The 12756-nt window shown below is 60.2% G+C and carries 6 protein-coding genes; 5 read left to right on the top strand and 1 reads right to left on the bottom strand.

Features of this window, described 5'->3' with window-relative positions:
• Positions 1-50: 50 nt before the first annotated feature.
• The 4 genes from ACZ48V_RS05205 (at position 51) to ACZ48V_RS05220 (ending at position 8330) form a co-directional block, all read left to right on the top strand.
• On the top strand, positions 51-3416 hold the full coding sequence (locus tag ACZ48V_RS05205) for an Eco57I restriction-modification methylase domain-containing protein (protein ID WP_464542257.1): 3366 nt from the start codon (positions 51-53) through the stop codon (positions 3414-3416).
• 177 nt (positions 3417-3593) lie between these two features.
• Complete coding sequence (locus tag ACZ48V_RS05210) at positions 3594-3800, top strand: hypothetical protein (RefSeq protein ID WP_464542259.1); 207 nt, start codon at positions 3594-3596, stop codon at positions 3798-3800.
• A gap of 585 nt (positions 3801-4385) precedes the next feature.
• The gene (locus ACZ48V_RS05215; protein ID WP_464542261.1) at positions 4386-4676 is read left to right on the top strand and encodes a GIY-YIG nuclease family protein; all 291 of its coding nucleotides are present in this window, start codon (positions 4386-4388) and stop codon (positions 4674-4676) included.
• 411 nt (positions 4677-5087) lie between these two features.
• Positions 5088-8330 carry an SNF2-related protein gene (locus tag ACZ48V_RS05220; protein WP_464542262.1) on the top strand — a complete coding sequence of 1081 codons (3243 nt, stop codon included), beginning with the start codon at positions 5088-5090 and terminating at the stop codon, positions 8328-8330.
• 653 nt (positions 8331-8983) lie between these two features.
• On the opposite strand, the gene recQ is transcribed toward ACZ48V_RS05220, so the two are convergent.
• Positions 8984-10822, bottom strand: coding sequence for a DNA helicase RecQ (gene recQ, locus ACZ48V_RS05225; protein WP_464542264.1), 1839 nt, complete (start codon positions 10820-10822; stop codon positions 8984-8986).
• A 389-nt stretch (positions 10823-11211) separates the two neighbouring features.
• Between recQ and ACZ48V_RS05230 the strand changes: the two genes are divergently transcribed.
• Positions 11212-12465 (top strand): FHA domain-containing protein, encoded by a 1254-nt coding sequence (locus ACZ48V_RS05230; RefSeq protein WP_464542266.1) that lies wholly within the window; start codon positions 11212-11214, stop codon positions 12463-12465.
• Positions 12466-12756: the final 291 nt, after the last annotated feature.

Consider the following 12756-nt stretch of genomic DNA (forward strand, 5'->3'; position numbering starts at 1 on the left):
CTCATTCACACGATTACGTTGTTGCCCTTCCACCCATCCTGCGTATCTACATGACCACTCGCGAAGCCCGGCGCCTCATTACCCGCACGTTCGAGCAATCCTACGACGAAGCCACCGTGCGGCAGTTCGTGCAGAACCTGCTCGTGGGGGCCGAGATGAAGCACCGCGGGCACCGCTCGGGCTCAAGGATCTACGCCGCCTTCCGCGAGCACATCGCCCAGTACAAGCGGCTGGCCAAGTACGTTGACCCCAGTGGACAAGAACTCGACGTGCTCGCCGTCAAACTCAACGCGCCGTATAAACTTGAACGCGCTCGTACCATGCAGCGCAACTTCGTGGCTACGTACCTCAATGACGACAACCGCCCGTTCCGAGAAGCTGCGCTCGTCGCCTACTACGCTGATGGAACCGACGCCTGGCGGCTCTCGCTGGTGCAGCTCGAGTATCGCACCGTCATTGCCGACGATGGCACCGTGGGCACCGAAAAAGAACTTACACCCGTCCGCTACTCATTTCTGGTCGGTCCCGACGAGCCCACCCACACGCCCGAGCGTCAGTTTGAGGGGCTCGTACAGCAAGAATCCAGCCCCACGCTCGATGCGCTGCACACGGCGTTCGACCTCGACGTGGTCACCGAAGCCTTCTTCGAAGCATACCGCGACCACTATCTGGAGCTGGCCGATGCGGTGCAGGCCGCCTGCCAGGCGCACCCGTCCACGCAAGAGGAGTTCGAGCGTTGCAACATCGCTCCCGCCGACTTCGCAAAGAAGCTGCTGGGCCAGCTCGTCTTCCTCTACTTCCTCCAGAAAAAAGGATGGCTCGGCGTGCGTCAGCACAACGACTGGGGCGACGGACCGACCGACTTTCTGCGCCGCCTCTACGATCAGGAATACGTCGCGTACGATTCGTTCTACGGCGACATTCTCGACCCGCTCTTCTACGACGCACTGGCCACCGATCGGGGACGCGGCAACTACTTTGGCCGCCTGGACTGCCGCATTCCGTTTCTAAATGGGGGCCTCTTTCAGCCGCTCAACGACTTTCGGCGGGGGCGCGTAGCCCTGGATCTTCCCAACGACGTGTTCGGCTCCATCTTCGACACGTTCGACCGCTACAACTTTACCGTGCGTGAAGACGAGCCGCTCGATAAGGAAGTGGCCGTAGATCCCGAAATGCTCGGCAAGGTGTTCGAGAAGATGCTCGACGTGAGCGAGCGCAAGGAGCACGGCGCCTTCTACACGCCGCGCGATATTGTGCACTACATGTGCCAGGAAAGCCTCATTGACCACCTCGACAGCGCCATCAACACAAAAGAAACCAGCCTGGGCACGCACGCCGGTCAGCAGAACGCGTTTGGCCCGGCCCCCGGGGCGCAGGGCACGCTCTCTGGATCCGCCTACACCGAAACTGTAGACCGAGCCGCCCTTACGGCGCTGGTGCGCGAGGGGCAGAGCTGGCGCGAACACGACCGGCGCGTGCGTAGCGGCAGCCATCCCGACGGCGGCAAGTACGACGGCACCTACCGCGCTCCCGCTGCTATTCGCACGCATGCCGCCGATCTGGACCGATGCCTGGCCGATCTCAAAATTTGCGATCCGGCAGTGGGCTCTGGCGCCTTTCCGGTGGGCATGATGCAAGAAATCGTGCAGGCCCGCCGCGTGCTGGCTACCTATCTCGACGACGACACCGACCGCTCGGCCTACGCGCTCAAGCGCCACGCCATTCAGCACACCATCCACGGCGTCGACATCGAACCCAGCGCGGTAGACATTGCCCAACTGCGCCTGTGGCTCTCGCTCGTGGTCGACGAGGACGACTTCACGCAGATCAAGCCGCTGCCCAACCTCCGTTACAAAATTGTACAGGGGGATGCGCTCAGTCAGATGCAGCGCACCCTGGCGAACAACGAACAGGAGGAGCGCCTCTATACGCTCATGGAGCGCTACGTGAGCACGGCCTACCCCTCCGAGAAAGAGCGACTGCAAGACGAGATCGATGCGCTGCTGGACACGCTCATGGGCAACGACGGCTTCGATCTGCGCATCCACTTTGGCGCGGTGTGGAAGGCGCAAGAGGGCTTCGACATTGTCATTGGCAACCCGCCCTACGTGCGCCAGGAAACGCTCTCCGCATCCCAAAAAAAGACCTACAAAACGCAGTACAACCGCACCTACTACGGCAGTGCCGACCTCTACGTCTACTTTATTGAGCGCGGCATGCAGCTGCTGCGCCCCAACGGCGTGTTCTGCTACATCGTGTCGAACAAGTGGATGCGGGCGCGCTACGGCAAACACCTGCGCAGCTATATGGAAACCAAGCGCCTGGTGGAGCTCATCGACTTTGGCGACCTGCCGGTGTTTCAGGGCACCACCGCGTATCCGTGCATCGTGCGGATGCACAAGGCCGGGCCGAACAAGGCGTTTCAGGCGGTAGAGGTCGATGCACTCGACTACGATGCCCTGCCCACCTACGTGCAGAACAACCGCTTTGAGGTGCTTACGCGCTCGCTCCAACCGAAAGGCTGGTCGCTCGTCAACAAGCGCACCCAGCGCCTGCTGGATGCGATGCAGGACACCGGCACCCCGCTGGGCGACTATCTGGAGACGCGTGACACTGGTATCTACTACGGCATTAAAACTGGACGCAACAAGGCGTTCGTGATTGACGCGGATACACGGCGCGCCCTGATTGACGCCGACCCGGGCAGCGCCGACCTCATCAAACCCTTCCTGAAAGGCCGCGACATCAACCGCTACCAGCCGCCCGAACCGCGCTACTACGTGATCTTTGCCCGGCGCGGGGTAGACATTGATGCTTACCCGGCGATTAAAGAACATCTGCTTCAGTACAAAGAGCAACTCATGCCCAAACCCCGCGACTGGCCCTCCGGGAAAAAGTGGCCGGGACGAAAGTCAGGGGCCTACGAGTGGTACGAAATTCAGGACACTGTGGCGTACTACGAAGAGTTTGAGCGCCCGAAGATTCTGTACCAGGAAATTGCTACGTATCAGGCGTTTACATGGGATGATGAAGGCTATTATGCCAACAACAAAGTGTTCATAATCCCCGATGCCGGTATGCATCTGCTCGCGTTACTGAACGCACGGATCGCCTGGTTTTTCTTTACCAATACAGCGAACCAGTACCGCGGTGGGGCACTGGGCATGCAAACGCCCTATGTGAAGCGATTTCCCATTCCTGATTTGACGGAGTCGCAGAAGGAAGAACTGGCCGGTTTAGCAGAGCAACAGCTATGGTTGCACGAGCGACTGCGGGAAGAACCGTTGGAGGACGTGAAAGCGGCTACGAAAGACAATGACGTCGCGATCGACGACCTCGTGTACGCCCTCTACGGCCTGAGCGACGCCGAGATTGCCCTGGTCGAAGCCGCCACCGCCGACGCTGTTGACGGGTAGGCATGCGCAATGCACGAACATAGCGCATCCTCCCACACACCCTGCGTCATCCTGACCCCCAACGACCGTCGGGAGGAAGGATCTCAACGCCACCACGACACGCCCAGCACGCTCCTCACACGCGAAGCGCCTCCTTGCCCGCTTGGCGGCAAAGCACCCCGACCGTAGGGCGCTGAGATGCTTCACTTCGTTCAGCATGACTGGAGACGGGAGTTGACGCCTTATGAGTCAGGCACCGGCCTTCCACCCCGAGTCATCCTGACGCCCGACGACCGTCGGGAGGAAGGATCCCAACGCCACCACGACACGCTTGGCACGCTCCTCACACGCGAAGCGCCCCTCGTGCACGCTTGGCGGCAAAGCACCCCGACCGTAGGGCGCTGAGATGCTTCACTTTGTTCAGCATGACTGGAGACGGGAGTTGAGGCTTTAGAAGACAGGCACCGTCCTCTCACCCTGCGTCATCCTGACGCCCGACGACCGTCGGGAGGAAGGATCTCAACGCCACCACGACACGCCTGGCACGCTCCTTACACGCGAAGCGCCCCCTTGCCCGCTTGCCCGCTTGGCGGCAGGACATCCCGAACGTACGGCACCGAGATGTTTCACTGCGTTCAGCATGACTGGAGACGGGAGTTGAGGCTTTAGAAGACAGGCACCGTCCTCTCACCCTGCGTCATCCTGACCCCCGACGACCGTCGGGAGGAAGGATCCCAACGCCAGCACCACACGTCCGGCACGCTCCTCACATGCGAAGCGGCCCCCTTGCCCGCTTGGTGGCAGGGCACCCCAACTGCAAGGCGCTGGGATGCTTCACGGCATTCAGTATGACCAGAGGGAAGGCGTGCGACCATCAAGCTACCCCTTGGTTCTTCTGACTGATCAACTTGCGCAAATCCATACGTCGCGGTATCTTGCTACACGTCCCATGGAAGACAAAATCGTCCACATATCGGCAATCATTTCATTATGCGAGCCTACTACGTTTACATTCTGGCGAGCCGGTCGCGCGTGCTCTATACTGGCATGACAGGCAACCTTGAGCACCGCCTTCGCCAGCATCGAGGCAAGCAGATTCCAGGATTTACTCGGCGGTACAACGTCACGCGTCTGGTCCATTACGAAACCTACGACCGTGCAGCAGACGCTATTGCGCGCGAAAAGGAGATCAAAGGATGGCGGCGCGCAAAGAAGGTTGCGTTGATTGAAGCAGGCAATCCAACATGGACTGATTGGGGTGACGAGCTGTTGGGGATGTAACTCTGAAACAGTACCCTCTATAACCCCGAGTCCTCCTGGCACCGCCCACACGCCGGGTGGCACCGCTTCCCGACTGTCCGGCGCCGAGATGCTTCACTTTGTTCAGCATGACTGGAGACGGGAGTTGACGCTTTATGAGTCAGGCACCGGCCTTCCACCCCGAGTCATCCTGACGCCCGACGACCGTCGGGAGGAAGGATCTCAACGCCAGCACCACACGTCCGGCACGCTCCTCACATGCGAAGCGGCCCCCTTGCCCGCTTGGTGGCAGGGCACCGCCTCTACACCCCTGTACACCGGTCGACAGGAGGATTCTCTGATATCCGGGGTGATCCTCAGTTGCACTCGAACCCATCGTGTGCTACGTTGAAAGATGCATCGAGTCCTCATATCGCACTGCACCGTCCGTTCATGTCAGAACCTTCCGCATCCCTTCGCACGACCGACCTCACGTTCTTTACCAACGAAGCAGAGGCATCGCTCTACCATCGCTTTGTCGACACCCTGAGCGATGTGCAGTACTTTGACGTGCTGGTGGGCTACTTCCGCTTTAGCGGGTTCCACCGGCTCCACGAGGCATTGGACGACGTCGACCAGATCCGTCTGCTCGTTGGGCTGTCTACCGGACGTACCACCGGGCAGTTGCTCGACATGCACCGCAGGCAGCAGGCGATGGATTTTGCCGCGCATGCCGATACCCGTGCGCAGGTTACCGAAGACGTGATTCAGCAGATTGCGGCGGCCAGCGAACAACGTGATATCGAACAGGGCTTGCGCGCGTTCATGCGGTTTCTGCGTGAGGGAAAGCTGGAGATTCGTGCATATCCGGCTCCACTGCACGCGAAAGTGTACATCGGGCGATACCACGAAGCCGACCGCGATTTTGGCCACGTCATTACCGGGTCCAGCAACTTCTCGGAGTCGGGTTTGGTGGGACAGCGCGAGTTCAATGTGGAGCTGAAGCAGCCCCACGATGTGCGGTACGCCCTGCAGCAGTTTGAAACGCTCTGGGAGCAGGGCGTCGAGGTCACGCCCGACGTGGCCGACACGATGCAGCAGCGCACCTGGCTCAACGATGCGCTGACCCCGTACGACATCTACCTGAAGTTCTTGTACGAGTACTTCGAGGAAGACATTAACCTGGACCATCAATTGCGGGATGATGGGCTATACCGTCCCGAGGGCTTCATGGAACTGGAGTACCAGACCCAGGCCGTGACCGCAGCGCGCAAAATTCTGGAGGCCCACAACGGCGTGTTCATTGCCGACGTGGTGGGGCTGGGGAAAACGTACATCACCGCCATGCTCCTGCAGCAGATTCAGGGCCGCACGCTCGTAGTCTGTCCCCCCGTGCTGGAAGAGCAGTGGCGCGAGGCGTTCCTTGATTTTGGGATTCGCGGATGCCGGGTCGAGTCGCTCGGGAAGCTGGAGCAGGTGCTACACCGCGACCCAGATCGCTACGACACCATTGTGCTGGACGAGGCGCATCGGTTTCGCAATGAGGATACGCAGCGATACGAGATGCTGCACGAGATCTGCTTTGGGAAAAAGGTGGTTTGCGTATCTGCAACGCCCCTTAACAACGCCATCAGCGATCTCTACAGCCTGCTGAAGCTGTTCCAGACGCCGCGCCGCAGTACGATTCCCGGCGTGCCCGACCTCAAGCGGTTATTTAAGCAGCAAACACGAGCACTGAACCAGTACCCCAACGAGTCGCCCGAACATGAAACCACGGCCCAACAGGTCTCCGAAGCCATACGCGATCGGGTGCTTAAGCATGTGATGATCCGGCGCACACGTAGCGAGATTGAGAGGTACTACAAAGAGGACCTCGACAAGCAAGGCGTATCATTTCCCAGCCTGGCGGCGCCACGTCGCATCATCTACGCGTTCGACGACGAGCTTGAGCAGGTTTTCCGGCGCACTATCGAGCGGCTCAAGGACTTTGCGTATGCACGCTACACCCCGCTGTTGTACTACACGGGCGAGCTGACGCCGCTGCAGGAGCAGTCGCAGCGAAACATCGGCGGGTTCATGAAAAGCATCATCGTAAAGCGGTTGGAGAGCAGTTTTCACGCATTTAAGCAAACGCTGGCCCGTTTTATCGAATCGTACGAGCGGTTTATCGAGATGTACGCCTCAGGCACGGTGTATCTCGGTAAAGATGTGGATGTGTTCGACCTGCTCGACAACGACCGCACCGACCGGCTGCATGCGCTTATCGAGGCCGATCGCGTGTCAGCATATCCGGCAGAGGCGTTCACCGATGGCCTCATGGAAGCCGTGCAGCGTGACCTCCAGGTGCTGCGATCGATCCAGGCAGATTGGGAGCCCGTCACGCACGATCCGAAGCTGGATGCATTTCGCGAGCAGCTGCATTCCGACGACATACTCAGCACAGGAAAGCTGCTTGTTTTTACCGAAGCGGCGGAAACCGGCGAGTATCTCTTTGAGGCGCTCAATAACGTAATGCCGGGACAGGTCTTGTTCTATTCGAGCGATGGCGGGCGCGACGCCGACGGAACCCTTGGCGTGAATCGAGCTCGGCAGCGCATTGCCGAGAACTTCGATCCGACTGCGTCTAATCCCCGTGACGACTATCGGCTGCTCATCACAACCGATGTACTGGCGGAAGGCATCAACCTGCACGAATCCAACACCGTAATCAACTACGACTTGCCGTGGAACCCAACGCGTGTGCTTCAGCGTGTGGGCCGAATCAACCGCGTAGGGACAGCGCACGACGACATCTACGTCTACAACTTCTTCCCGACCGACCAGGCAGACGCCCAGATCAACCTGGAGGCTAACATCAAGGGGAAGATCCAGGCCTTTCATGATACGCTGGGCGAAGACGCGCAGTATCTGACTGATGAGGAAGAGGTGTCTACGCATGAGTTGTTTGGCGCCGAGTTGTACGAACGCTTGAACACGGCATCGACCTATGAGGGCGAAGACGAAATCGCGTCGGAACTCGAATACCTGCAGCTATTGCGCACCGTGCGCGACAACGAACCTGAGCGCTTCGCCCGGATTCAGAAGTTGCCAAAGAAAGCACGCACAGCCTGGAGTCCATCTGAGGGGCCACACGGGCTGCTCACGTTTTTCCGGCGTGGCGCACTGAAGCAATTCTTTCTTGGGACGTCCAAAGCGGCGCACGAACTCACTTTTTTCGAGGCGGCTGACGCCTTTGCATGCGCTCCAGATACCCCACGCACTGCGCTCCCCGATGATTTTTATGACTGTTTAGAACGGAATCGAACAGCGTTTGAACAGGCGGTGGCCCGTGATACACCACAAGGAGCTACAGGGGGCCTCTCCAACGAGGAAAACGTGGTGCGCCGTCTGAAATCAAGCGCCATGCGCAGGCATCAGCGATTCACCAAGGCTGATCGCCAGTATATCACAGACGTGATTCGCGCATTCCAGGACGGTATTATTCCTCGCCATACCACCACGCGCCTCAAAAACGCGTTGCAAGAGGAGCCCGATTCACTCCGGGCGTTGCAGATTGTCCGTGCACACGTCTCAAAACGTCTACTGGAGGCGCACCGCATGAAGCGTGAGGCTCGTGCCACTGAACGCCGCGAAGTGATTGTGTCGGCGTATCGCAATGAAGTTGAGCACCGAGATGCTCCACTCCGTTCAGCATGACCTGTGGGGGAAGGCTGTGCCCTCAAGTCAGCACGTCCCTACACTCCACGTCATCCTGACGCCGCAAGGCGGAAGGATCTCAACGCCAGCACGACAGGCCCGGCACGTCCCGTACAGACGGAGCGGCTCCCCTTTCACGCTTAGCGGCACCGCTTCCCGACCGTACGGCGCTGAGATGCTTCACTGCGTTCAGCATGACATGGGAGGGAAGGCTGGACATTCGAATAGGCACACCCTCCCACCCCTGGGTCATCCTGACGCCGGAAGGCGGAAGGATCTCAACGCCAGCACGACAGGCCCAGCACGCCCCGTACAGACGGTGCGCCCCCTTGCACGCCCGGCGGCACCGCTTCCCGACCGTACAGCGCTGAGATGCTTCACTGCGTTCAGCATGACTGTGGAGGGAGGCAGAGATTCATAAGCCAAGCACGCTCCTACACTGTCAGGTCCTCCTGACGCTCGATGATCGTTGGGCAGAAGTATCTCAACGCTCCCCCGCACGCCCAGCGTCGTCTTTGCGTGATTAGCACGGCTGTTCGTTTGGGGGTGCCCTCGGGCCGCGTGGTATGATCTGCTCGCGGATCAACGCACATAGTAGCCAGAGATGAGGAGCGCCCGCAGACGCAGACGTTCAGTGCTTGAACAGGTATAACCTACTCCGCCTCGGCAATCACCGGCAGAAAGTCGTCGGCGTAGCGGTCGAGCTTGACGGTACCTACCCCGTGCAGGTCGGCGAAGTCGGAATGGGTCTGGGGGCGCTCGCGCACCATCGCGATGAGCGTGCGGTCGGGAAAGACCACGTATGGCGGTACGCCCTGCGCCTTGGCGAGTGCGGTACGCTTGCTGCGTAGCGCCTCAAAGAGGGTGCGGGCCTCTGGCGTATCGGGCAGGTCGGGGGCGTCCGAGGCGGAGTGCGACGATGAGCGTCTGTTGCCAGACGCCGGGGCCTGTTTCTGAGTGTCCTTGCGCAGCTCAACGGAAGCATCCCCCTGCAGCACTGGCTGGCACGCGGGGGTGAGCTTCAGCGCACCGTATCCGCTCACATCAACCTCCAGAAAGCGCGCCGCCACAAGCTGGCGGATCACCGACTTCCACCCCTTCTTGTTGAGCTCGTCGCCGATGTCGTAGGTCGAGAGGCGGTCGTGGCCGTAGCGGCGAATCTTCTTGGTGTTGCGGCCCAGGAGCACATCGGTAACGTGTCCCGCGCCGAACCGTTGTCCGGTACGGGCGATGCACGAGAGCACCTTCTGCGCAGCCACGGTCCCGTCCCACGTATCCACCGGATGCAGGCACGTGTCGCAGTTGCCGCACGGCTCAGGGGCCTCTTCGCCGAAGTAGCGCAAGAGCACCTGGCGGCGGCAGTCGGTTGTTTCGCAGTAGCCAAAGAGCGCATTCAGCTTATGGCGCTGCGCCCACGTGTGGTCGTCGTTTGCCTCGCTGCGGTCTAAAAACTGGTGGAGGCGCACGATGTCGCCATAGCGATAGGTCATCCACGCCTCCGCCGGGCGCCCATCGCGTCCTGCGCGTCCGGTCTCCTGGTAGTAGGCCTCCAGCGTAGACGGCGGGTCGAGATGTGCCACGAAGCGCACATCCGGCTTGTCGATGCCCATCCCGAACGCGACCGTAGCCACGACCACGAGTCCATCGTCCTGCAGAAAACGCTGCTGGTGGTCGCTACGCATCGCATCCGAGAGGCCGGCATGGTAGGGTACGGCGCGGATACCCTGCTCGCCCAGCCACTCGGCGGTGCTCTCCACCTTCTTGCGCGTGCGGCAATACACGATGCCGGCTTCGCCTGCGTGCCGCTCTTCGATAAAGCGTCGTAGCTGGCGCTTTGGACGGTTCTTGCGTGTGACCGTGTAGCGGATGTTGGGCCGGTCGAATCCGGTGACGAAGAGGGCCTCGGCATCCAGCTGTAGGCGGTCGAGCAGGTCGGTCTGCGTGTCGGTATCGGCGGTGGCCGTGGCACCAATGAGCGGCACGTCGGGGAAGCGGGTGCGCAGGTTCGCCAGGTTGAGATAGTCGGGGCGGAAGTCGTGGCCCCACTGCGACATGCAGTGGACCTCGTCGATCGCAAAGAGCGCGATGGGTGCGCGGTCGAGCAGCGGGGCAAACGACGGGTGGGTGATCCGCTCCGGCGCCACGTACAGCAGGTCGAGATGATTCTGGCGCAGGGCATCGCGAAGCTGGCGCCGCTCCTCGTGCGACTGCCCCGCATGCAGGCAGGCGGCCTCGACACCGACCTGCTGAAGCGCAGCGACCTGATCTTGCATCAGCGCAACGAGCGGCGAGACAACGATGCCGACGCCGTTGCGGATGAGTGCGGGAATCTGGTAGCAAAGCGACTTCCCGCCGCCGGTGGGCATAACAACAAGCGCATCCGATCCGCCGACCAGGCGATTGATGATCGTCTCCTGCGCCGGACGAAACGTATCGTATCCGAATACAGAACGTAACACCTGCAGGGGAGCAGTACCGGTTTCAGGCGGCATAAAAGTGAGGGATGGAAAGCGGGAAGAACTGGAGCGTATGGACACCATGCGAACGGCGCGCGCTGCGCAAGGTCCCTTTCCTGTTTGGGCTAAGCACTCTAACGGGGAGCCATCCGGTGCGCATCCTTCATAATACCCTAATTGTTTGGCGGCCCAACGCCTCTGAAAGGGGGCAGCCGGTACAGGTAGGGCGTCCGCGTCTCGGTACAATATGCGCGTATTTTCATGGAGGGCTGCGCCGTGCCAACGATGACCAGTGGCAGAGCCAGATGCGTGCTTGTTATGTTCTTTGTACGCGCATTGTATGTTCGGGGCGTGGCCCTTTCTTTGCGGGTGTGGTGCACACGGTACGCCCCTTTCCAATTTTACTCATCGAAGCAAACGCACAGATGCCGATCAAACTACAGGTTGAACGCAAAGGCGATGAGGGCAAAGACCCGGCCGACTACCTGTTTGAGCAGGAACGCATTCGCCTTGGGCGAGCGAGCGACAACGATCTTACGCTTCCCGATCAGGAGATCAGCCAGCATCATGCTGAGGTTGTGCACGAAGACGGCGAGTACAAGCTGCGCGATCTGGGGAGCAAAAACCATACGTTTGTGCACGGGCAGAAGCTGGGCGCCGACGACTCGTACACGCTTCGCAGCGGTGACGTGTTTGCGATGGGGAGCTTTCACATCGAGTTCGTACCGCTCTTCATGCCATCATCGGAGCAGACGGCACTGGCGGATGAAGACGAGCCGTCGAATCCGTTTGAGCGCCATGCGCGCGAGCTGAAGCGTACGCTTCATGCTATGATGGAGACGTACACCTACGCCCCGTCTGACATGCGCGAATCCGAATTGAAGCGCACGCTCGAAGAGGTGCTGGAAAGCCGTTCAGGCGGGATCAAGGTAGATGAGCACGATGCGGTAAAGCATCTCGCTACGATGGTTCTGGGGGGCGACACGCCGCAGCAGGCGCGGGCAGAGGCCGGTACAGATGTTTCGGGGGAGACACCAGCGGGAGCAGCCTCAACAGACGAATCAGGCGCAGCTACAGAGCCAGCCTCTGATCTCCCGGCACATGTCGACGAGGTGATCAATGTGCTTGTGGAAGCAGTGGCACGCACCACCAGCATCCCGCGCAAGTTCTGGCGTGAGTTTAGCGGCAACACGGTGGTGCATCCGCCCGACCGGGCCTTCATGCGGGCTGCCAACCTGCGCGACCTTCGGGCTCATCTGTTAGATCCGGAGGTTTCGGAAGGCGAGCGGAAGAAGCGGCTCTCTCACCTGAAGGAAGCCGTAGACACACTGGTCTGGCACGAGGTGTCGCTGCTAAATGGATACAAGTCGGCTGTGGCCCACGGAAGCGACGTGCTTCTCGACAAGCTCAATCCCGAGTCGATTCGAACGGCCCGCGCAGAAGGCGATGGGTTTCTGAACAAAGTCTTCGGCGGCGGAGGAGGAGCATCACAAGAAAAAGCTTCGGTTGACGTGCTCTACAAGCGATGGAAAGCGCTGCGCGAGCAGTCTCCAAGTGCGCTTGAGAAAGCAATCTATCGTCCGGCTTTCACCGAAGCCTATCTGGAGCGGATGGCCGACTCGTGGGGGGTCGATAAAGAAGACATTGCCCAGCGCACCGAATCCGACAACGCGTCGTAACTTTGTGAACTAATTTGTACGTTGTAGGGCACGCTGGGTAGGCCGCACTGGTAATTGGTCGAAATCAAAGCCGGTACGCTCAGTACATGGTCCAAGTACCGTTGCTGCAAGCACTGTAGTCTAAGAGCCTGTTTTGATTTCTTAATTTGGGCTCCGAGCGGCGGCGCTGGACTGGGGCCGAAGGTCATGCCCCTGGTGCAAATTGCCCCCCAATGTCGGCCCGTAGCCCCGGCTACGAACCGCCATCGTGGTCCAATTTTCGCCTCAGCGGCGCTCGGTCTCGCCTACAAA

The organism is Longimonas haloalkaliphila, from assembly GCF_055379825.1.

Coding starts and splice junctions, on each gene's coding strand:
- ACZ48V_RS05210 (WP_464542259.1), top strand. CDS start 3,594: ATGCTTCACTTCGTTCAGCATGACTGGAGACGGGAGTTGACGCCTTAT.
- ACZ48V_RS05205 (WP_464542257.1), top strand. CDS start 51: ATGACCACTCGCGAAGCCCGGCGCCTCATTACCCGCACGTTCGAGCAA.
- ACZ48V_RS05220 (WP_464542262.1), top strand. CDS start 5,088: ATGTCAGAACCTTCCGCATCCCTTCGCACGACCGACCTCACGTTCTTT.
- ACZ48V_RS05230 (WP_464542266.1), top strand. CDS start 11,212: ATGCCGATCAAACTACAGGTTGAACGCAAAGGCGATGAGGGCAAAGAC.
- recQ (WP_464542264.1), bottom strand. CDS start 10,822: ATGCCGCCTGAAACCGGTACTGCTCCCCTGCAGGTGTTACGTTCTGTA.
- ACZ48V_RS05215 (WP_464542261.1), top strand. CDS start 4,386: ATGCGAGCCTACTACGTTTACATTCTGGCGAGCCGGTCGCGCGTGCTC.